General features: G+C 44.1%; 16 protein-coding genes and 1 pseudogene. 14 read left to right on the forward strand and 3 right to left on the reverse strand.

The genetic code is table 11. The annotated features are described in order from the left end of the window. Positions 1-1,076: cadherin-like domain-containing protein (locus tag AB4585_RS18765; RefSeq protein WP_372170564.1), on the reverse strand; the 1,076-nt coding region annotated here is incomplete at its 3' end. A gap of 190 nt (positions 1,077-1,266) precedes the next feature. On the opposite strand from AB4585_RS18765, the gene AB4585_RS18770 reads away from it, so the two are divergent. The 12 genes and pseudogenes from AB4585_RS18770 (at position 1,267) to AB4585_RS18825 (ending at position 16,550) form a co-directional block, all read left to right on the forward strand. Beyond that, entirely contained in the window at positions 1,267-1,617 is a 351-nt protein-coding gene (locus AB4585_RS18770) for a hypothetical protein (RefSeq protein WP_065584860.1), read from the forward strand. A gap of 12 nt (positions 1,618-1,629) precedes the next feature. Beyond that, positions 1,630-2,979 carry an HlyD family type I secretion periplasmic adaptor subunit gene (locus tag AB4585_RS18775; protein ID WP_017060459.1) on the forward strand — a complete coding sequence of 450 codons (1,350 nt, stop codon included), beginning with the start codon at positions 1,630-1,632 and terminating at the stop codon, positions 2,977-2,979. Positions 2,980-2,982: 3 nt separating this feature from the next. After that, a complete protein-coding gene (locus AB4585_RS18780; protein ID WP_372059098.1) occupies positions 2,983-5,214 on the forward strand; it encodes a response regulator in 2,232 nt (743 codons plus the stop codon). Then, complete coding sequence (locus tag AB4585_RS18785; RefSeq protein ID WP_017064679.1) at positions 5,189-6,613, forward strand: TolC family protein; 1,425 nt, start codon at positions 5,189-5,191, stop codon at positions 6,611-6,613. The genes AB4585_RS18780 and AB4585_RS18785 overlap by 26 nt, the downstream gene beginning before the upstream one ends. After that, positions 6,603-8,189, forward strand: coding sequence for an ABC transporter transmembrane domain-containing protein (locus AB4585_RS18790; RefSeq protein ID WP_017060462.1), 1,587 nt, complete (start codon positions 6,603-6,605; stop codon positions 8,187-8,189). Before AB4585_RS18785 ends, AB4585_RS18790 begins: the two co-directional genes overlap by 11 nt. Further along, on the forward strand, positions 8,186-10,324 hold the full coding sequence (locus tag AB4585_RS18795; protein ID WP_017067905.1) for an ATP-binding cassette domain-containing protein: 2,139 nt from the start codon (positions 8,186-8,188) through the stop codon (positions 10,322-10,324). Before AB4585_RS18790 ends, AB4585_RS18795 begins: the two co-directional genes overlap by 4 nt. Before the next feature lie 108 nt (positions 10,325-10,432). Beyond that, entirely contained in the window at positions 10,433-10,807 is a 375-nt protein-coding gene (locus AB4585_RS18800; RefSeq protein ID WP_017060464.1) for a hypothetical protein, read from the forward strand. Positions 10,808-11,020: 213 nt separating this feature from the next. Further along, positions 11,021-14,224 carry a response regulator gene (locus AB4585_RS18805; RefSeq protein ID WP_372101360.1) on the forward strand — a complete coding sequence of 1,068 codons (3,204 nt, stop codon included), beginning with the start codon at positions 11,021-11,023 and terminating at the stop codon, positions 14,222-14,224. A gap of 10 nt (positions 14,225-14,234) precedes the next feature. After that, complete coding sequence (locus tag AB4585_RS18810; protein WP_017060466.1) at positions 14,235-14,711, forward strand: hypothetical protein; 477 nt, start codon at positions 14,235-14,237, stop codon at positions 14,709-14,711. Between the two features lies 1 nt (position 14,712). After that, positions 14,713-15,804: a sulfate ABC transporter permease gene (locus AB4585_RS18815; RefSeq protein ID WP_372154627.1), complete on the forward strand. Its 1,092-nt coding sequence runs from the start codon at positions 14,713-14,715 to the stop codon at positions 15,802-15,804. A 259-nt stretch (positions 15,805-16,063) separates the two neighbouring features. After that, a pseudogene (locus tag AB4585_RS18820) lies at positions 16,064-16,342 on the forward strand (gamma-glutamyltransferase); the annotation flags it as partial. A gap of 64 nt (positions 16,343-16,406) precedes the next feature. After that, positions 16,407-16,550: a hypothetical protein gene (locus AB4585_RS18825; RefSeq protein ID WP_157939025.1), complete on the forward strand. Its 144-nt coding sequence runs from the start codon at positions 16,407-16,409 to the stop codon at positions 16,548-16,550. A gap of 147 nt (positions 16,551-16,697) precedes the next feature. Here the strand turns inward: AB4585_RS18825 and AB4585_RS18830 are convergent, their stop codons facing one another. Then, positions 16,698-17,756 carry a HEAT repeat domain-containing protein gene (locus AB4585_RS18830; protein WP_017060468.1) on the reverse strand — a complete coding sequence of 353 codons (1,059 nt, stop codon included), beginning with the start codon at positions 17,754-17,756 and terminating at the stop codon, positions 16,698-16,700. Positions 17,757-17,843: 87 nt separating this feature from the next. Beyond that, positions 17,844-19,175, reverse strand: coding sequence for an anaerobic sulfatase maturase (locus AB4585_RS18835; protein WP_372154626.1), 1,332 nt, complete (start codon positions 19,173-19,175; stop codon positions 17,844-17,846). A gap of 137 nt (positions 19,176-19,312) precedes the next feature. On the opposite strand from AB4585_RS18835, the gene AB4585_RS18840 reads away from it, so the two are divergent. Next, a complete protein-coding gene (locus tag AB4585_RS18840) occupies positions 19,313-20,101 on the forward strand; it encodes an SUMF1/EgtB/PvdO family nonheme iron enzyme (RefSeq protein WP_017060470.1) in 789 nt (262 codons plus the stop codon). A gap of 165 nt (positions 20,102-20,266) precedes the next feature. Continuing rightward, positions 20,267-21,949, forward strand: coding sequence for an alkaline phosphatase family protein (locus AB4585_RS18845; protein WP_372170569.1), 1,683 nt, complete (start codon positions 20,267-20,269; stop codon positions 21,947-21,949). Positions 21,950-22,067 lie beyond the last annotated feature (118 nt).

Genomic DNA, 22,067 nt, shown 5'->3' on the forward strand with positions numbered 1-22,067 from the left:
CCTTCAACCGTTAGGTTGTCACCTTCAATGTCTGTCGCACCAGAAAGGAGGTCAGCGTCGGTGAATACAAGAGTTCCGTCTTCCTCGATTTCAAACGTTTTATCTTCAGGAACAGGCGCGTCATTAATCGAGCGTACCGTTAAATCAATTGCGCTGCTAATCGTTTCTTGGCCGTCACTGATGTCGAAAGTAAGGTCAAGTTCACCATTAAAATCAGCTGAAGGAACAACGGTGAAAGTACCATCACCATTGTCTTGAACTGTTGCATCATCACCAACTTGAACGTTAGAAGCAACAAGCTCGTCCCCATCTACATCACTTGCGTATTCGAGTAATTGTTCTTGAGTGAATGTTATGGAGCCATCTTCATCCATGATGTAAGCCAGATCTTGTTCAGCTTCTGGCGCATCATTTTCACTTTCCACTTTGATTTTAAACGTTTCGCTTACCGTTTCAGAATCAAAGTCATCCTCTACTTCGCTAATGGTCTCTTCGTCAGAAGCTTGAACATCAACTGCAAACGTCTCTTCTACTGTTTGTGAATCTAGCTCATCACCAACTTGTTGGTCACCCGACTCTGAAGATGTCGCACTCGGCGCTGCTGAAGTACGCGCAGCTTGGCCTTGTTCTTCATTACCTTCAGCGTCTACACCACCTGTCGCAGCCTCTGCGATATCACCACCTACAGCTTGTGCGCCCGCTCCACCACCGCCACCACTGCCAGCAGCGTTATCCGAGCCAGCTTCAGAAGCGGCTCCACCAACTACATTGGATTGTGCAGCGTCTGAATCTCCATCACTTTCTGGCGTCTCTTCTTGCACAGCCGCACCAGAAGCAGAGGCATCTTCAGCATTACCTGCACCACTCGGATTTTCGTCTAAAGCCTGGTTAACTTCGTCTGCCGCATCCGCATTTTCAGCACCCGTCGCTATTGTCGACGCAATCGTGTTTTGTTGATTTTGTTGATTCTGCTGTTGGGAGGGCGTACCCGCGTCGTTCGTGTCCGTTTGTTCTACCGCGTCATTTAGATCTTCATTTTGGTTGTTTTGGTTATTTTGGTTATTTTCGCCTGCCATTACAGCCTCCGTTGCTACTAGCTAACTGATCGTATTTATAGAGGCATTAAAGGACATCATTTTGAAAAACCAATTTTTTATACAACATTTTTCATAATTTCTTTTTAAAGAGAAAGAATCAAAAAAAATTTGAAAACTGCCTTTAAAGATCCTTAGTTATTGTGATTAAAGCAATTAAGGGAGTGGAGCGATGATAGACATGACGAATTTGTTGCGCTCGGTCGACAACAACCACAAAGGGCTGCAATTGCTATTAGGCGATTTTTACAATGACTTTTCTGACGCAGCCCTAAATATAGAAGCGCTTCATAAAGGTAATCGTTTTGATGAACTCAACAGTTACTCAAAACGATTGAAGACCATCTTAACGTTGCTTTGCGACCAAGACCTTCCGCCAAAAATGGCCAAATTGGAACACTTGAGTAGACACGAGTTTCCTGCGCCGGAAGATCTAATAGAGGATGTAAAAACTGAATTGCACAACGTCAATCGACAAATCAACCACTTGTTGGATATTAAGGAAGTAATAGATGGCAAGTAACCGAGGTCAGTCATGAGCAATAACCAAATAGAACATCACCTCAGAAAAGCACTTGTTTCCAATAACGAGGCTTCTAAGGTCACAGCTGATGACACTATTGTGCTTGCTAGTGCCATGACCAGCGTTCACAAAACGTTGCTCATTATATTCTTGCTCGCTTTGGTCGCTATCGCCGTGGCGTCACAAGCACGTATTGACATTGTTGTTTCTGTACGTGGAGAACTGCTATTGGAATCGGATGTTGAGAAAGTTCAACATTTAGAAGGCGGGATATTAGAAGAATTGTTAGTCAGAAAAGGGGAAGTCGTTTATGAGGGCCAACCTATCGCTCGAATACGCTCACTTGACCGTAACACTCAACTTGATACCGTCAATACTGAAATTATTCAGATAGAGCTCGATAAGATTCGTTATGAAAGCTTACGCGACATGATAGAGCCTAACTTCGACGCTTTCATTGAGAAATACCCTGAGCAAGTTCAGGTCAACATGAATACCTGGAGACAAGAATTCTCTAAAAACCGTTCAAATGAAGAACTCATTACACACGATATTAAGCACAAGAACTCGTTGATCAGTTCAATGTTAAAGCGTCGCAAAAGTTCAGAGAATCAACTCTCTCTGATACGTAAGCAGCTCAACATCAAAAACACCCTCTATAAAGAAGAGATGGCGTCTTATGTCGACGTTCTTAACATGAAAGTACAAGAGTCGAATATGGTGCGTGAGATTGAGAACCTTGACGAATCTGTGATGAATGAGCGTTTCCAACTCGACAAACTGGAAAAGCAACACCGTGACTTGGTTGAGAATCGAAACTCTGAGTACCAAGCACAAATCATTCAAGCGAACAAAGACCTCAAGCTAAAGCGAATCTTACAACCGCAGCATTCCGACAAGGTTGATCGCCTAGTCGTCTACTCGCCAGTCGATGGTGTGGTCGATAAACTTCACTTCAATTTCCGTTCTGCTGTGATTCCGCCAGGAGAAAGTATCGCCGATATTGCCCCAATAAATAATTCGTTACACGGTGAAGCGAAGATCCCACGTAAAGACATGGGATTTGTCGAAATTGGTCAGGCAGTGAAAGTAAAAATGGATACCTATAACTTTGCAAAATACGGGTTTGTTGAGGGAACCATCGCCTCAATCAGCCGTTCATCATACGAAGAAGAAGACGCTGAATTCTATTTAGCTGAGATTGAAATTGACCGAAACTTTCTTGAACGAGGAGGCACTCAATACAAGTTATCACCTTACATGGAGTTTACCGCTGATGTGAAAACAGGCTCGCGTCGCGTGATCGAATACGCTGCGAAACCGGTGATGTCAGCCATCGAGGATGCTTTCGATGAGAGATAATCAATGAGCGGTAAACCTTCGTACAATATTTCCATACCCGCCCTACGTCTAAGCATACTATTTAGCGTGGTATTGGCTGCGCTCGCTTTCTATTTATACTGTTCTTGGTCAAAAATAGATTCAGTCGCACAAGTGCAAAGCGCCCCACTGCTCATACAAGCCCAGAAGCTTAATCAGACCATAGAACAAGATATTCAAACTCTGCAACAGTGTTTAAGTACCAACACTTGCGGCACTAACCAATTCAACCTGGTTAACTTGAAGCTTGAAATTGATGAATTTCGCTCTTTAGCCTCGTTGAACAAAACCGAGTTCAGCTTGGTTGGGGCAACTGAATACACACAACTGGAATTGGCGATTAATCGTTTCTCCGATAGCGCAAAAACACGTAACGACGTATTAGGCTTGTACCTTTCATTGACCAATAACTATCTGCAGATGGATGACAACTATCGCACCATGTTTAACAACCATGCAAATGACTTAATGTCAGAAAAAAACGAGTTCTTTATCTGGTTGTTTATGGTGGTCGTGATATTGGCTGTGATTACGATTCTATCCAACTCAGTTGCTATGTTGAAGCTAAAGAAATCCAGTTCTAACGAACGCGAAATCGACTATGAATTCGATGCCCTGTATCAAGAGCTGAAGCAGCTAGATTTACAACGTCTTGAAGAGCTTCTTAATGAAGTTAGCATCAACCCCAAGCAGCGTCAGATTTACTCTCATCTCAAACTTATTTTCAGTAAATTAGAAGACCAAAAGCGCAATAACGATCTCTACAAACAGTTGTATGCGCTGATCGGTTATGAGATTCGCGGAATTACAAACACCATCAACGGTGGCGTCCAATATCTGGTTCAAGAAACCGATGAAAACGGCGTGTTGATGGCGAACGATATTACCTCTGCGTGTAGCACACTATCTGAATTAGCAGAAAACTATAATCGCTTGATATCACAGGGTACGGAAAGCAAGTCGAAAGAGTTCTCTTTACTGAGTGTGTTATCTGAATTAATGATTCATATCAGTGCCAAAGTACAACGTAATGAAAGCCAACTTGACTGTTTTATCTCTGACAACTTACCCAATCGTGTAGAAGGTCAATCCACCAGCTTGTTCTGGATATTGTTCCTGCAGCTTTCCAATGCCATTCAACTCAAATCAAATAAGAAACTGTTTGTAACGATTGAATCGGGTGCGGCTTCAGACATGGAAAATACCCGTGTCACCATCAACCTCAACTTCTTATCAACACTGGATGTTTCTGTTGCCAAGCTCAACAAACTCCATTGGAGCGCACACAAAGACCATACAGCCAGCACAGATGACTTAGCGAAAAGCGTTCTGAAGGATTACGGATATTACGAGAGCCACTGGTTCCAGTCAGGGGCTCAGGAACGTTTTCAGATCGAGCTTGATCTTAAGGCTAAGAACTTCCACACAGAGAAAACTCGCTTTGATGGCAAGCGTTTACTCTTGTGTGCTAATACTCAAGTTCGCATCGATGTGATGAAGAAAATGCTCAGTAACTTGGGGCTTGATATCACCGAGATTCGCACTGCAAATGAGCTTTTCTCAGCGGCGAAAACGTTCGGTGATTACGATGCGATTATGCTCACCGATACCTTTGAACCCAACAAACTGCCCTCACTAAGTAAGACTGTGAAATCTCAGCTTAAGAACCACCCAAATACCAAGTTACTGTTGTCAGTGACCAACACTCAGCAAGCACAAGAGTGTCATAGCTTCGTCGACAAAATCATCAACGCCCCTGCTATCCCTTACGAGTTCATTCCAAACCTACTCACCATTATGGAAGCGGAAGCATCGGAAGAACAGATGGAAAACAGCTCATTCCTTATCGTAGAGGATGACCGAGTTCAACAAATTTTACTGAAACGAATCTTGACCAAACAAGAATATGAACCAGACATGGTTGGCGATGGCGCCGATGCCGTGAAGCACTTTATGAACAAGCGTTCTGACATCATCTTCATGGATTGCATCATGCCGGGTATGGGTGGCATCGAAGCCACAAAACGCATTCGCCAATTCGAACAAGAAAACGAGAAAAACCCTTGTACCATCATAGGTGCAACCGCATTGACCAGCAGTAACGAACACCAGGCTTGTATTGAGGCCGGAATGGATTACGTAATCAGCAAACCTTATAAAAGCGACCAAATCATCAAGGTGATCAACAAGTATGTGGCGGTACAAAAACTTAACTAGCAGCATCATAGCTGCGCTTACATTAAGCACGACACCTTCAGCATCGGCGACTACCCTGCTTGAGGCGGTAGAACTCGGTCTGCAGAACAGCCTTTCTCTTCGGGCGAGTGATAAAGGGGTCGAAGAGAACGAGTACAACATTGGTATCAGCCGCTCAAAATTTCTTCCTTCCCTCAATGGTGCTGCCGATACCACATGGAATGAAAATGAAACCTTGCTATCAAGTGTGCCTGATGAAACTTCAAGCTATAACTCGAACAGCTACAGCCTTTCCCTTTCTCAATCGATCTTCAATCTGGGCGATATTTTCAAATATGGGACGGCAAAGCTCGACTTCAACATTGAAGAGATTAAACACGAGAACAAAATCCAAAGCACTATTTCAGAAATCGGCTCTCAATACTTTGAGTATTTGAAAAACAACGCACAAATTAAAGCGACCAAGGTAGAGCTTAAGTCGTCTGAGACGCGTGAACATCAAATGCGACGCAATGTGGAACTCGGCAATACAGCCGCCAGTGAGCTTTACGAAGTGATTGCTCAGAAAGAAGGTGTGTCGAATCGATTGAGAACCTTGCAGAAAGACCGTCGCGTCATTCTCAACGGGCTATCGATTCAGATTCAATACCCTATCACTCCGTCTCAAGATATCTACGAAAGTGTGCCTTTAAAAGAGATAAACGAAACCGAACAACGATCAATCATGGATCAAGCGTTAAAGCTCAACAACGACTTGTTAGTGGCTAAGAAAAACGTCGAGAGAAGCCGCAGAAGCTTAAAAGAGAGCGGTTCGAACTTCTTACCGACCGTATCGCTTTCAGCCAGCTATCGACACGATGACGCCAATAACTTCGACAAAACCGACATTACAGCGACAGGCGAAAGTAACTCAACCAGTGTTGGGTTAAACCTAGCAGTTCCTATCTTGTCTGGTGGCTCTGATTACTACGGCTATCAAAAATCATCGACGGCCATCGAACGTACTGAGCTGCTTTACCAAGATTCGCTTTACACCACACGTAACAGTGTGAATACCTCCGTGCTCAACATTAACGATTTCTCGCAGTCTATAAGCAGTTACGAAAACATCATTCGCGCCAACTACGCGTCTTATAAAGGGATCCAAAGAGCCTACCAATTGGGCACGCGTACTATCACCGACTTGCTGGCGGCGGAAAGTAAACTATTCAGCGCCTTAAGAGACTACGAAAGCGCACGATACGACTACATCATCGAGACCATCAAGCTTGAGCAAATTAAGGGAATACTCTCAATTCAATCTATCGAAAGCGTGATGCAATTAATGAGCGATATTGAGGGACGAGACAATCAAGATTTGGTGCCTAAACATCTTCTCTCAACGGAGTCGTTGAGGAAAGGAGGTCGCAATGCAAACTGAGCAGTTTTCGCAAAAGATCAACATGGCAGATAAGTGTTATCTGACTTTCTCAACGATAATATCGACCCTGTTTGGTTTGGTACTGCCCTTCTCCATTCTGATCATTTTTGACCGAGTGTTACCCAACCAAGCACAAGATACTCTGTTCTTATTGTTCGCGATTATCTTGATTTCTATCTTCCTCGACTATCACTTAAAAAATCAGGAAGAGAAGATTTCCTCTGTCATCATGAGGCAGTTTGAGACCAACTTAACCAATAAGGTATTTCAATCCATCTGTTTGGCGGAAATCTCTAAGTTCCGACGTTTGGAGCCAGGCGAATACCTAGAACGAATCTCAACCATTCCTGAATTGAAAACCTTCTTTGGTGGCGAATCGGTTCGAGCGCTTATCAACCTTGCCGTCAGCGTGATCACTATCCTCATCATAGGACTCATCAACATATGGGCTGGCATTACCCTTCTGATTGCCTCTGTCATCTTGGCTATTTTTGCGTGGAGCCTTTCCAAACAAAAGATTGGTAGTTTGCAGAATAAGTCAGACATCGAAGGGTTAACTACCTCCAAAATCATTGAGATCATCTCTAGCCCGCTTGATATCAAAGCTCGAAATATGGAATACCGCGTTGAAAGCCTGATGACACAAATGGTCGAAGAGCGCGAAGTTGAGAACATCAAATATGAGCAGATTGAATCTAACTTCAGCCTAATATTGGCGCTAATCCAACAGCTTTCTATAGCTTGTGTTGTTGTGGTACTGGCAACGGCCGTTATCAATATGGAATCTAGCCAAGGCATCATGGCCGCGATCATCATGCTAACCAACCGTTATTTTGCGCCTTACCAACAAGTGATGCGCACCGCGAGCCGTTGGGAGTTAAACAAACTCCATATTCAGCGTATCGTTGACCTCCTTGAATTGGCCGCCTCTGTTGAACACCAACATGAAACAACAGAAGTAGAACGTATCTCGGTTAAGTATTCTGAAAAGCAGCGTATCGAGTTCGAACTCGGACAAGCCTATTTGCTGACAGGGAAAAGTGGTTCAGGTAAGACCCACCTCGCTAACTGTATTACGCGTCAGAACAGTGATAGCAAACTAGATATCATGATTAACGACACGCCTTTGGATGACGTCAATTACAACGTTTGGCGTAACAGTGTTCTGATGGTTGATAAGACCAGTTCGTTCGTAGAAGGGACGATTATCGATAACCTCACCTGTTTCCGCCCAAGCTTGAATAACACGGCGTTTGCACTGTGTGAAACCATGAACATCAAAGCTCAAATTGATGGGCTTCCTGCCGGTTTTTATACAGAACTCAAAGGCCATATGCGTAACCCATTCTCACGCCAAGTTGGCTACGCCCTATTATTAGTTCGCGCCCTGCTCGCCAGTAAGCGCGTATTGATATTTGATGACATCGACTGTGTGTTTGATGAGGAATTTGCACGAATGGTTCTCACCAGTACGGCTTATCGAGCCAACGACAAAATCTTGATCATCGCCAGTAATAAAATGGACAAGCTTAACCATCGCCTCAAACGCGTAAAACTTACCGGAGGTGACCAATGAGTATCTTAGTCGACTTCAATAATGTACCGCAACGTGTCTTGGATTTTGAATCCAGCGGATACGACGAACGTTACAGTCAATCGCCACTTATCCGCGGTTTGGCCTACACCTTGATAGCACTCGAATGGGAAGGCACACCCGCGATACTCAGCGATGCTTTTATTCCGAAACACAAAGACAGCGACAGCTTTACAGCAACCATAGAGCGTCTTGGGTATCGCTGTGATGTGACCAAATTAAAGACACTCGAGAATATAGATAAACACCCTCAGCCATGCTTTATTGAAATAGAGAATCTAAGTGCGATTTTCTTAGGCACCAAAGATGGAAAGTTGCTGCTGTTTGATTACACGAACAACAACACCATTGAATACCCAATGTGCAAAAAGCCCTGTTTGCTGATTGCGATTAGCGAATATTCTCGTCTGTTCCGCGAGCCACCTCCGGAATCGCAAGACAGAAGCAATTGGATTAAATACGCTTTCTATCGTTATAACAATGAACTTAAAAGCCTGATCATTCTCAGCTTCGTCATCAGTATTCTCGGTGCATTGCAGCCATTCTTTATTATGAGTGTATATAACTTCGCACTGACTTCGAGCTCCGAAGCCACACTCTATTGGCTAACCTTATTCGCCATTATTGTCGGCTTCTCTGAATACTTTTTTAAGAAAATGCGCGTCAACATTATTGCGACCTCCGGTAAAGACCTCGCCGTGCACATCTCGCAAGCCGTTATATCTAAATTGCTTTGGCTACCCTATGCGATGACATCTACTGCTGGGGTCTCTTCTCAGCTAGCACGTTTGAAAGATATCGATACCTTCCGACGCTTGGTGACTGCCGAATCGACGCTCAGCTATTTTGATATGCCGTTTGTGATCGTATTTATCATCGCCATTGCTCTGATGTCTGGTACAGCGGCATTAGTTGTGATGGGTGGTTTAATCCTGATGTTAGTGTTCTGTATTTACTCTCGCTATATCTACTCGCAAGCCACATCCAAAAGTTCGCGCGCCAATGCGATGGTCTCGTATCAATGGAACGAAATCCTTCGTGGTATCAAAACAATCCAAGGCCTGCCTTTACTTCGTGTCGTTCAATCTCGATTCAGTGCATCGCATATGCAAAGCACCAGCGATGCAGAGAACGTTGCCGTGACTAACAGTAAGATTCAGGCCGCTGGCGGTAGTTTGATCCAAGTGATTGGCACAGCAAGTATCGTGACTGCAGTTATTGGCGTGATGGAAGGTACTTCTGATGCGGGTGCCATGCTCGCGACCGTTATTCTGGTTTGGAAAGCGTTAGGCCCAATCATGGGTATCTATAACTCAATTTCCAAGTTCCAGTCGATCAAAGCTTCGTCCGCACAGATCAATAATTTAATGTCGATGAATGACGACAAATTAACCTTAGAGAAAAGCCCGCCTATTCGCCTGTTCCAAGGCAGCATCGTGGGCAGCGGTGTCAGTCACCGATACGCGGGAGCAGCAACCGGCTTAACTAACTTGGGGTTCAAAATCCCACCCAGTGCAAAAGTGGTCATTTGTGGCCCAACGGGCTGCGGCAAAACCACCTTAATTTCAATCATTGCTGGGTTAGAAGACCGCTATCAAGGCGCAGTCTCTGTCGATGGTTACAACATTAAACAGTTCAATAGCTACCGTTATCGCACCTCGATTAACTACATCCCTTTTAATTTGCATATTTTTGAAGGCTCACTCGAGACCAACTTCATTCTACACAACGGGCTGATTCCAACAGACAAGATGCAAGAGATGGTGAGCTTCTTCGAGTTAGATGAATGGCTTCCGGAAGGCTTAGCTACTCAGTTAAGCGTGGATAAATGCAAAAGTCTCCCGAATGGAATTCAACAAAAATTGCGTCTGGCACTCGGCTTAGGTAACTGTGAGCAATCTCTGATTATTATTGATGAGCCATTCAATGGTGCAGAAAATGAAAATGCGCAGTACTTTAACCGTTTGTTCAGCGATAAGTTGCTGAATAAAACAGTCATTTTTTCGACCAACGACCCTGGTTTGATCGCAACATCAAACATGAGTTTAGTGTTAGAGCCGGATGGAAATTTGAAATATTTTGGCTTAACAGACAAATACTTAAACAGCTTAAGCTAAAACCTCAACGCTTAATCACAATTCGCTATTTAGGGAAATGGATATAATTGACAAATTCATAAGCGAGAGGGATGATTCGCCCCAATACCACAGGTAACAAGGAAGAATATGTACACATTCGTTGCAGACAAGCTTGATGTAGCTTACTTATCCGCAATTCCTGAAAACCACCAACTTCAGGAGTGCGATGTACCTGAAGAAGAGATGGAGCTTCGAGAGATCGTTGAGGTTTGGTATGAGTCTGCCTTCCTACCCGCTTTCAATCTTCAGAAAATAGACATTGAGAACAAAGCAGAGCTCACCATCGTACAAATGCACGTATTCAGCAATGATACGAGCACACTCGCCTTCCTACTAAAAAACAGAGTGTATCGCGCCGCACTTAACAGAATGCTCGGTATTTGGACATTAGAACCCTCTGCAAAAACCGTATTAGAGCAACTTCTTTTCGAATTAAGCCTCGATAACAATCGTCCTCATTAGTAAGCTTTTTAAGTGATTCATCAATAAGCATAAAATTAAACAAACTGCCAAACGCTATAAATTACTAATAAAAGAACGCATTTCAAAATAAGCTCTGGAATCACAAGAACTTATACCTCTCCCACACTTACGTAAAATTTACCGTTTCAAAGTTTCCATATCGGCATTTTTATTCTACTGTTTTTATATAACGACAGTTGGATGGATCCTTATATGGCGATTACGGTTTGGAATAACCTTTCAGTCAAACATAAACTCTTTGGCTTAGTTCTACTTCCCATTTCATTATTACTCTTCCTAGCAGGTAGACAGGCTTATATATTAACGACTCAGTTAACCGATTTTGAACGAACCAATCAGTTATCTGTCTATCTTCAAGATATTTCTATTTTGTATAGAAGTACCTTAGCCTCTAGCCCTGAAGAGTTTGCTACTCAAAGCAACCAAGTAAAGGCAGAACTTAAAAACCTGTCTCCCATCATTTTTTTAGACGCATCTGATGAAATGAATCAACTTGTTGCCGATTTCAGCGAAGCGACCTTATCGACGATGCAAGTGACTGACACTTACGATAAATTGGATGCCCTCGAATGGCAGAGCGATTTATACAAGCAACTGTTACTTGAAGTAGAGAAAGTCCCTTTTGAAAACACTAAACGTGAAATTCAACAGCACCTCACTGCCCTTCAACAACTTGAGTGGTTGATGTTTTGGTCGAACGAAGAGTTCAAGCTTGGTAGTTCACTGATTGAGATCTTCCAAATCAGCCAAGAGTACGACCCAGAACTCGCCGAACAGATCAAAACCTTGAGTGAAAGACAGCAATTGTTCTTAGAGCGCTTTGTTTCATTGAACGCCAACGAACATCAAGTTTCTTTGATGGTTGAAGTGTTTCGAAATGATGTGTTTGCTCAAAGCCAAGAGATAAGAAGCGCGCTACTCGACCTAAATACAATCAGCCAACTGACGCCACAAGAAGTGTCTGTCGGCTTAGAAGCGATGAGCGCACGGCTCAACTTATTACAAAGCCTTGGCGGCGTAATCAAGCAAGAGTTTCAACAAGAAGTTGAGCAAGCCATCTATGACGCGCAAATACAACGAACCCTGTTTATTTCAATCGTCGCTTTGCTGGCTGCGATTGTTATGGGTTTAACTCTTAGCTTGGCGAGACAAGTCACTAACAACCTTAATTTGGTGTTAGCTTTCTTAAAAAGCGAAAATGATGACACGCGCCCTTCTTTAGATAAATTAATCCAAGGTAAAGATGAACTCAGTCTGTTTGCTCAGCAAGTTGAACGATTGACCATCGAACGAGAGCTCGCGAAAGAGAGATTGACGGTAGCAAAAGAAGACGCAGAGAGAGCCAAAGAGGATGCCGAACACGCGAAAGACCACGCAATACAAGCCAGCAAAGCAAAAAGTAGCTTCTTGGCCAACATGTCTCATGAAATTCGCACCCCGCTCAATGGTGTTATTGGTATTTCGGAAATCCTCGCAGATACGCCGCTCACACCCACACAGCGTGATTATGTGGATACGATTGAAACTTCATCCCAACTGCTACTTAGCTTAATCAACGATATCTTAGACTTCTCTAAAATTGAGTCTGGCATGCTATTAATCAGCCCGCATTCTGCATCGATTAGAGAGTCGATATACGACATCGCCTCTATTGTGGCACCAAAAGCGAAAGAACAAAAAATATCGGTTAACGTTGATATCAGCCCAGACACACCAGCTCGCGTGATGATCGACGATCACCGCTTAAGACAAATCCTAATGAACTTTATGTCGAATGCAGTGAAGTTTACGGCAGAAGGTGGCGTCACATTATCAATCCAAACGCTCGAACAATCTGACGATAATGTCACCATTCGATTTGCCGTTCGCGACACAGGTATTGGTATCGATTCAAAGCAACAAAAACAAATATTTGAACCCTTCGCTCAAGAGGATGATTCAACAACCAGACAATTCGGTGGTACCGGTCTTGGCCTAGCCATCAGTACACAGTTGGTAGAGCTGATGGGTGGTCAAATTCAACTCGACTCCGTCAAAGGTGAAGGAAGCTGTTTCTACTTCGACTTGGTATTGCCTGTTGACTTGATACTGCCAAAACCAAGTACAGCAACGGCTGATATTTATGTGCTGGGTAACGAAAACATGCTCTCCGAGCGAATAGAGTCCGACCTTAACCTTTATGGTTTGAAGGTTACCGATAAAACGAATGATATAACGGCAATTACAGAGCAGCTCTCCACTCAAAAACACACTAAACCTATTACTGTTGTTTTCGCCGAAGATGACGCATTCCTAGCTAATACCCACGCAGATAACTTAGAAAAGCTGCACCAAAACGGCATCACTATCTGTTTGATACGTTCCTTCTTAAGTGAGCCAGCGGATCTTGGTGACAGCGTTACTGCACAAGTCGCACAGCCCCTACTCGGCTTGCGTTTAATTAAAGCTATTGAGCTTTGTGATACTCGAGGTTTGGCGGAACTATCAGAAGCAAGCCAGACATCAGTCGAGATCCAACACAAAATCCTCATCGTTGAAGACAACAAGATCAACCAAAAAATTGCTGGTCTTCATGTCGGTAAAAGTGGTTTTGAATTCGAGTTCGCTAATAATGGTCAAGAAGCTGTGGACATGTTCACCGCTAATCCTCATTACGCGGCGATACTCATGGACTGCATGATGCCGGTTATGGATGGCTTTGATGCAACAAGCAACATCCGAAGAATTGAAAAAGAAACGGAAGCGACGCGACGCATCCCTATCATTGCATTGACCGCCAGTGTCATCGATGACGATATTCAGAGGTGTTTCGACGTTGGTATGGATGACTATGTACCAAAACCATTCAAGTTCGAAATGCTTAAAGAGAAAGTACTCACCGCGGTAGAAGCTATGCCACTACCAGCTTCCTATAAAGCTCAACCTAAGAAACAACCTGCAACTGTCACTCCAATTATCAACGGGGCTGCGACCAAACGTACTTTGCCTGAAGAAGCGGAACAAAACGCAATTCCGAGCAAATCAGAGAGAATCTTGCTAGTCGAAGACAACCGCGTCAATCAAAAAGTAGCTTCTATCATGCTGAAGAAGGCCGGATATGCCTTTGAAATTGCAGACAACGGACAAATTGCCGTTGATATGTACCAGAACGACAGTAGCTTCGACATTATTTTGATGGATTGCATGATGCCTGTTATGGACGGTTTCACGGCAACTAAGGAGATTCGAGAACACGAGAAAAACCAAGGCTTAAGCAAAACTCCTATTATCGCGTTAACCGCTAGTGTTATCGATGATGATATTCAAAAGTGCTTTGATTCCGGAATGGATGGATACGTAGCGAAGCCCGTAAGAAAAGAAAAGCTATTCCATCAAATAGAAAGTGCGACTTGTTAGGAGATACCTCATGGATTGGATTAGAACAATAAAAACACTTCCCCGCAGAGTCATGTTGCCAGTCGCGGTAGGGCTATTAGGAAGCTTGCTTTTTCTAAGCCCTGCTCACGCCGCTGAAGATTATGCCATATTTTCTTTAGACTCCGGATTTGAAGAGATATCAATAAACAAAGCGCGAAAGCTCTATAGAGGGAAAACTAAGCACCTCAATGGCAAACGTGTTGAACTGTCTGATTGGCCTGAGAACAGTGCCGAAAGAGAGGACTTTTATCAGCTTTTGCTTGGAAAAAATGCCGCTCAAATGAATGCACACTGGGCTGGTTTATCTTTTTCAGGAAAAGCGCGTTATCCAAGAGAAATCAAAACGGCGTCAACCGACAGCTTAGTCGACTGGCTTGATGACAAACCAAACCGTATTGGTTACTCCCCACTCTCTTCGGTTCCTCAAAATGCCAACGTTCTCTACGTTATAAGTTCGGAGAAATAATATGAAAAGAATAATTACGTCAGTGTTATGTGCCTCAATGGCCTCTCCGGCTTTTGCGAATATCGAACTTACCGATAATTTATCCTTGAGTGGCTTTGGCTCAACGTCTTGGGCAACATCGGATAACGATAATCCATTAATCATCAACCGCGGTTTTACTGATGAGAGCTGTTACGACTGTGATACCACATTTGGTGTTCAACTCGATTACTTCTACAACTCATTCAAAGCTTCCGTGCAAGTTGTCAAGCCACCCCAATATGATTGGAGTGAGCCGCAGCTAGAGTGGGCTTACTTAGGTTATGAATTTAATGACTTTGATGTCAGCATTGGTCGATTACGACTACCATTATTCCTTGCCTCTGAGTACTACTATGTGGGCCAAGCCTATATGACAGCAAGGCCACCGACAGAGGTGTATAACAGCGTTCTCGGAGTCACAGCTTTCAACGGTATAAAAGTGAGCTGGACTCATGATGTCAGTGATAAAGCAACGCTATTGCTCTCACCTTTCTTCGGTGTAAAAGACAAAAACAAAGTTGACTTTAATTCGAGTACAGAGCTGGAATTTGAAACCAACCGAATGTTCGGTGCCAATCTTCAATTGAGCGGTGAAAACTATCGTTGGAACTTGTCATTCCTCGACTCCAATTTTGATCAAACCGTTTCTGGCACGATTACAATCCCTGGGACTTCGATAACAGCTCCATTCAGTAGCAAACAAGACAACCAACACATTCAACTTTGGTCGTTAGGTGTTGAGTATGAATTAGGTCAAGCGGTGCTTGCAAGTGAAGGACAGATCAGTGACATCTCGTCCTCGATGTACGCTAGTTTGGGCTACAGACTAGATTTATTCACTCCATACGTCGTTTACGGAGCAGAGTTTGATTCTCACGAACACCTAACAGGAAACAGCTACCTAATTGGTGTGGATTACGATGTGTTACCTAACGTCTCCATCAATGGCGAAGTGCAATATTTTGAGGCTCGTAAAGCAAACGGTGCCTTTGTTGAGAATTTCAACGCACTTACTGGTTTTGATGACAAAGATGCCGTCCTTTATACCATCATGTTGAGTTTCGTCTTCTAACCCAAAATTAGACAATCACCATTAAATAAAAGCCCAAGGTAATCAAATAACCTTGGGCTTTTTAATGTCTTTGAATTGTCATGCGTAACAAGCCATAACATTGGTCTTAACTATCCTTTAATAGAAAAACATTTAGTTGGTTTGGCGATTAATGTCAGAGCCGTCAATATTGTGTAAGAAGGCTGCAAACTAAAGAACTTCACTACCTTAATTTGGTCTACCTAAGAGCGAATAAACAGATACCTTAAACGGAGAACGCATGCGAATAGCGACTTTATCTTTAAGTTTGGTTTCAGCGGTCGGTTTCGCGGCTAAGCCAAATCCTTTTCCAATTACGCCAGACGAAACTGGCGAAGAGTTTATGGTAAGTGCAACGAATCCATATGTAAGCAGCACTGGGTATTCGGTACTCAAGCAAGGAGGTAATGCAGTCGATGCAATGGTGGCGATGCAGATGACAATGTCGGTGGTTGAACCGGATATGACTGGGATTGGCGGCGGTACTTTTGCGCTGTTTTACCAAAAAGACAAAGACCAAGATTGATCGCACCAAACCTTATGACCCAACGGGTTTACTCGTCGAAAAGAAAACCTACGCCGAAATGTTAGTACCAGAGTTCATGCAGCTCGGTTATCCGGTGCATGTCATTCCAGTCGTCAGTGGCTTGAATGCCATTGAAGTCAAAGATGGCAAGATCTATGGCGCGACCGACAGACGCCGTGCATCAAGCTCTATGGGTGAATAATAAAACGAAATGGGCAAGTAACAGGCTTGCCCTTATTTTGTCTTTAGTTGCTTGAACCTCGTCTAAGCAGTTCATGGATGCGAAAAAGCCAGTCGAACGTGTCGACTGGCTTTTCATTATAGGCTTCGCTAATTACTCATTAGGATATTATGAGCTTGGCGCTACTCGTTTATCTTTCAACTGATCAATAACATAGTCAGGAGCTACTTTACCTAGCTCACCTAAGCAATCATCGGTCTTTTCATTTCCGTAGCGCACATAGATATCGCATACCGCGTATAGCTGCTCTGGAGAACCAGAGATCAAATATGCTTTCTCGAACGATTTAGTCGACTTGTCGATATCCAACTCTTCTTGTAATACCCCATTTAGGTACCAGTAGTAGCTGTTATCTTTCGCTAGCTTCGCAGCCACTTCAATCTCTTTGGCTGCCGCAGTTTTGTCTTCAAGGCGAACCAGAGTCAACGATTTCGAATAATGCAGAGCGGCGTTGTTTGGCACGCTCTCCAAACCACGATCTAATACTTCGACTGCTTGCTTATCTTTGTTCTGAGCTCGAAAATTATCTGCGTAGCTCAACCAAACTTGCGCTTCTTTTGGATGCGTATTGATCAGCTCTAGATAAACCGTTTCCGCCTTATCCCAGTCATTGTGCCAACGAAGCACATCAGCAAACAGTAATTGGTACTTTTCAGATTCTTGCGTTTCCAAGAAGCTAATAAGCTCTATGACTGGTGGTTCAATTTGTGCTTTCTGCTCGTCATCCAATGCATTGAAGTCACGGACTAGGTTTGACGTTGCCGTATGGCGAACCATGGTATCGCTGTCTTTTAGCAAGGGGGAAACTAACGCCCAGCGATGTTCAAGTTGGTAAGGTTCAGAACCGATAACCGCCGCTTCACGAACTTCAGGGTTTTGATCTTTTAAGCCTCTTGCCACCGCCACCAGCGCATTTTGGCTTGGATATGAAGCAAGCTCTTGCAGTGCACCAGTACGATTTTCAACAGATTGATTCTGATCTTGTGCCATGTAAGACAACTGTTGAATGCGGGTTTGAGTGTCCGTCATTTCAAGCACTTGATTGATATTTTGTGCTGGCGCGTCAACCGTTTGTTGAACGCTATTCGCAGCCATCGCAGACGTTGAAATTAATGCGGACGTTGAAATCAATAAAGCAACAGCCGTCGCTAAACTCTTCTTCATCATAGTATTACCTTAAACTGGAGAACTTAGCCTGTCCTTAGACTCGTATCTGATTAAATTTATCTTGGACCTGTTGATCCAAAGAACGAGTTAAAACTTGGTCTCGAACGTAGCTTGTTGCGCCTGTTTTGCTCGATGCGCCATCAATACTGAGTCGCTGAATTTACCATGAGCAACCGGATGCCCCATCGCGCGAGCGATGTACGCCATCGACTTATCGACATGAGAAAAGAACTTATGCCAACCTGCACATAAGTAGTTCAAGCCCGGTTCGCCTGCACGAGTTTTGATAAAGCGGTTCTTAGGGCACTCACCATGACAAGCGAACTTGTAATCACACTGCTGACATTGACTGGTCAGTGTGCGGGATTTAGCAAAACCAAACTTTTGCTGTGGTGCGCTGTACGCCAAATCATCAAGTTTCTCGTGATGAATATTGCCAATTTTGTACTCAGGGTAAACATAGTGGTCGCATGAGAAAACATCGCCATTTGGCTCCATTGCCAAACCCTTTCCGCATATCTCGTTCAAGGTACACAATGGGTTCGGACGCCCAATCCACGTTTCTAAACTTGCTTCGAAATATTGAACGAACACTTTTCCGATATCGTGTTTCGCCCACTCATCAAACACAGCAATCAGGAAGTTACCCCACGCCAGATCTGACACACACCATGATTCCATGATTGAATCTTTATGGCCGGGGATCAGACGCTTGTCACCCTGCTTCAATTGCTCGCTCACTTGAGAGGTTTGCGGTGCAACCGTTCTAAAGGTTTTTTGCTCAACGATAGGGATAAACTGCATTTGTGGCGACTTCACCACATCACGTAAGAATCGGTACACTTCTAGTGCATTTTGACTGGTCAGGTTGTTCACGCAGGTTAACGTCGCGAATTTCACTTGGTGCTTGTGCAACAGCTCAACAGCCGCCATCACTTGTTTGAACGTACCACGACCGGCTCGGTTAGTACGGTAGGCGTTATGCAGCATCTCTGGGCCATCAATACTTAAGCCGACCAAGAAGTTATTCTTTGCTAAGAACTGTCCCCAATCGTCATTCAGTAACGTGCCATTGGTTTGTAAGTCGTTTGAAATCAATACACCTTCAGGTTGGTACTTCTTCTGTAGTTCAACCACACGTTCAAAATAGGCCAAACCAAGCATGGTAGGTTCACCACCCTGCCATGAGAAGATAATTTCCGGCGTATTCTGGCCTTCGATGTATTGTCGGATATACGTCTCTAACGTTTCATCATCCATTCTTGGAGAACTGCCTTTCTTGTACTCCAACAAATCTTGCTTACTTAGGTAGTAACAATATTTACAGTCAATGTTGCATGCTGCGCCAATCGGCTTAGCCATGACATGCAAGCGCTTAGACGCTTTACCGCTATATTGTGGACCTTGAGTAATATGCATGATTTACCTACCTATTTTAGTATTCTGGACCCATCATAATTCCTATTCGATCAGGTGACATGTTATACCCTTTATAACCAATAGGAATGACCTTAAACGTTAGAATTAGACCCTATTTCGAACATCTGAGGCACGTGATGAAATTTCTTAATTACAAACAGTTAGCAACAATTAGCAGCGTCACCATGACTATCCTTCTGAGTGGCTGTGCAAGCGTGCCTACACACCCCATCGCCCAACAAATTGACCAAGAGATGGTGTTGGTTGAAGGCGGCACATTCACCATGGGGTCGAACGGTCCAGAAGCGACCAAAGCAGAGCGTCCTGCACGTAATGTAACTGTAGATAGTTTCTATATTGCGAAGTTTGAGGTGACTCAAGAATTGTTCGAATCGGTGATGGGTTCATCTCTCAGTTATTTCCAAAACCCACAAGTTCCGGTCAATAACCTTAGTTGGCAGCAAGCAAACTATTTTGTTGAGCAGTTGAATGAATTAACGGGTGAAGAATACCGTCTGCCTACTGAAGCTGAATGGGAATTTGCAGCCAAAGGTGGCAATAAAAGTAAAGGCTATACTTACAGTGGTTCCAATAACTTAGATGATGTTGCGTGGTACTCAGCAAATTCTAAAAATAGCGCACATCCAGTCGGGCTAAAGAAACCAAATGAACTAGGCTTATATGACATGACAGGAAACGTGGGCGAGTTTGTTATCGATGCCTTCGATGACACCTTCTACCGATTCGGTCCAACAGACAACCCTAACAACGCAAAACACAGCGACGTCGGTTTATCACACAAATCGGTTCGCGGTGGCAGCTTTGCTTATGACGAAAATGAATCTGAAAGTTACCGTCGTGACTTCGCAAGCCAATCGATCACTATGTCAGATATGGGGCTGCGTTTAGTTAAGGATGTGAACTAGCTAACGAAGCGAACTAACTAAAGATGCCGAAGGTTATGGTTCACTAATCGTCACCAACAATACTAAAAATACGATTCGCACTGCACACACGTTACAAATCTGGCCAAACGTTGGAAACCTGACCAAACATTAGAACTCAGCGGCAACAGTGAATAAGGAAACTCTATGCAATACACCAAGCTTTCAGGACTAACCCTCGCGTTACTCTGCGCTCTCCCAGCTTCAGCTGAGGAAAAGCCAAATCTAGTCCTTCAAATCACGGTAGATGGCCTGCGCGCAGATCTAATCGAACGATATAAGCACAACTTCGGTGAAGGCGGTTTCCGGTACTTAATGGATGATGGTACCTACTACACCAACGCAAACTACCAACATGGCAACACGGAAACGATCGTGGGCCATGTGTCGCTTGCAACAGGTGCTCCACCGAGCGTACACGGCATGGTAGGTAACGTTTGGTATGACCGTAGCGAAGAACGTTTGGTGTATAACGTAGAAGACGGTAACTACCAAATGCTGACCTCTGGTGCAGGTGTCGATAAAGCAACAGAGATCGACCCAACGCAGAAGACAGCACAAGGCGATGGCCGCTCTCCAGAGCCAATACTCTCCACCACGTTTGGTGACGAACTGACGATTTCCAATAGTGGCAAATCAAAAGTATTCGGTGTATCAGTGAAAGACCGCGGCGCAATCTCATTGGCAGGACACAGTGGTAAAGCCTTCTGGTTCTCCAAAGCACAATCGGAGTTTGTCACCAGTAACTATTACTATGACGAGTATCCAGATTGGGTATCACGCTGGAACGAGAAAGCGATTGCTGCTCAGTATTCCAAACAGAGATGGGAGCTCTCATTACCGCGTGATAAGTACACGTTGCAAGAACACGATACCGAACACAAAGTGAAACTCGGTGACTTCCAACGCACCTTCCCTCATCCTTATGGCCCGGCAAGTTACAAGTACTACAGCACAACGCTAACCGTCAGCCCTGCTGGTGACGAAATCACGGAAAACTTCGCTAGCACCTTGTTGATGCAAGAGAAGCTTGGCCAAGGCGACGTGACCGATTATCTGTCAGTGAGTTTCTCATCAAATGACTACGTGGTGCACCTTTACGGCCCTGAAAGCCTAGAAACAGAAGACAACCTTATCCGACTTGATAAGACTCTCGCTAAGCTTTTCAAAACCGTGGATAACCAAGTCGGGCTAGAAAACACATTGATTGTGCTGTCTGCCGACCACGGTGTACCTGAATCTTCACCTGCGGCAAATGCGCTTGGTTTCAATCAAGCTCAATACTTCAATAAAGACACACTACTCTCGAGTGGTGTTGAGAAACGATTGAAGGATGAATTTGGTTTAACCAAAGACGCGATTCGCTTGTACGCACAACCTTACATCTATCTGAATCATGATCTGATCGCTGAGAAGAAGCTTGATCTGGCTAAGGTCCAAGAAGCTATTGCGGATGAAATTGCAAAAGTGAAAGGTGTTGCGTTTGCTGTATCAAGTAGTGACATTGCGGCTAACCGAGCACCGGATACGCATGTGATGCAGCTAATTAAAAACAACTACCACCCTGCTCGTTCTGGCGACGTGTACGTAGTATTTGCACCGCGCAGCTACATTAACGACATGGAAGGCCTCCAAATTGCCTCTACACATGGTTCTCCGTGGAAATACGACACTCATGTGCCTGTGATCTTTGCAGGCTACGACGTTGAAGCTAAGAAGGTATCGCGACCAGTGACGCCATATGACATTGCGCCAACGCTTTCGAACAAACTGGGTATCACCCAACCAAGCGGGTCAATCGGAGAAGTGCTGCAAGAGATCACTGAGTAGACTCAATCTCTAAGGTTTCGTGAGCTAGATTTCGAATCCAGCACCCACTCAATAAAAGAGCCGTTTATCTGTTTCTGACTCACTAGGTCGAAACAAATAAGGTTCATCGCGGATTAGC

The organism is Vibrio sp. 10N.222.49.C9 (assembly GCF_041474985.1).
GTDB classification, from domain to species: Bacteria; Pseudomonadota; Gammaproteobacteria; order Enterobacterales; family Vibrionaceae; genus Vibrio; species Vibrio crassostreae_C.

What these genes read in the sequence shown, in the direction of transcription:
- AB4585_RS18805 (WP_372101360.1), top strand. Translation starts at nt 11,021, where the DNA reads ATGGCGATTACGGTTTGGAATAACCTTTCAGTCAAACATAAACTCTTT.
- AB4585_RS18845 (WP_372170569.1), top strand. Translation starts at nt 20,267, where the DNA reads ATGCAATACACCAAGCTTTCAGGACTAACCCTCGCGTTACTCTGCGCT.
- AB4585_RS18825 (WP_157939025.1), top strand. Translation starts at nt 16,407, where the DNA reads ATGTTAGTACCAGAGTTCATGCAGCTCGGTTATCCGGTGCATGTCATT.
- AB4585_RS18830 (WP_017060468.1), bottom strand. Translation starts at nt 17,756, where the DNA reads ATGATGAAGAAGAGTTTAGCGACGGCTGTTGCTTTATTGATTTCAACG.
- AB4585_RS18800 (WP_017060464.1), top strand. Translation starts at nt 10,433, where the DNA reads ATGTACACATTCGTTGCAGACAAGCTTGATGTAGCTTACTTATCCGCA.
- AB4585_RS18815 (WP_372154627.1), top strand. Translation starts at nt 14,713, where the DNA reads ATGAAAAGAATAATTACGTCAGTGTTATGTGCCTCAATGGCCTCTCCG.
- AB4585_RS18780 (WP_372059098.1), top strand. Translation starts at nt 2,983, where the DNA reads ATGAGCGGTAAACCTTCGTACAATATTTCCATACCCGCCCTACGTCTA.
- AB4585_RS18775 (WP_017060459.1), top strand. Translation starts at nt 1,630, where the DNA reads ATGAGCAATAACCAAATAGAACATCACCTCAGAAAAGCACTTGTTTCC.
- AB4585_RS18790 (WP_017060462.1), top strand. Translation starts at nt 6,603, where the DNA reads ATGCAAACTGAGCAGTTTTCGCAAAAGATCAACATGGCAGATAAGTGT.
- AB4585_RS18810 (WP_017060466.1), top strand. Translation starts at nt 14,235, where the DNA reads ATGGATTGGATTAGAACAATAAAAACACTTCCCCGCAGAGTCATGTTG.
- AB4585_RS18785 (WP_017064679.1), top strand. Translation starts at nt 5,189, where the DNA reads ATGTGGCGGTACAAAAACTTAACTAGCAGCATCATAGCTGCGCTTACA.
- AB4585_RS18770 (WP_065584860.1), top strand. Translation starts at nt 1,267, where the DNA reads ATGATAGACATGACGAATTTGTTGCGCTCGGTCGACAACAACCACAAA.
- AB4585_RS18795 (WP_017067905.1), top strand. Translation starts at nt 8,186, where the DNA reads ATGAGTATCTTAGTCGACTTCAATAATGTACCGCAACGTGTCTTGGAT.
- AB4585_RS18835 (WP_372154626.1), bottom strand. Translation starts at nt 19,175, where the DNA reads ATGCATATTACTCAAGGTCCACAATATAGCGGTAAAGCGTCTAAGCGC.
- AB4585_RS18840 (WP_017060470.1), top strand. Translation starts at nt 19,313, where the DNA reads ATGAAATTTCTTAATTACAAACAGTTAGCAACAATTAGCAGCGTCACC.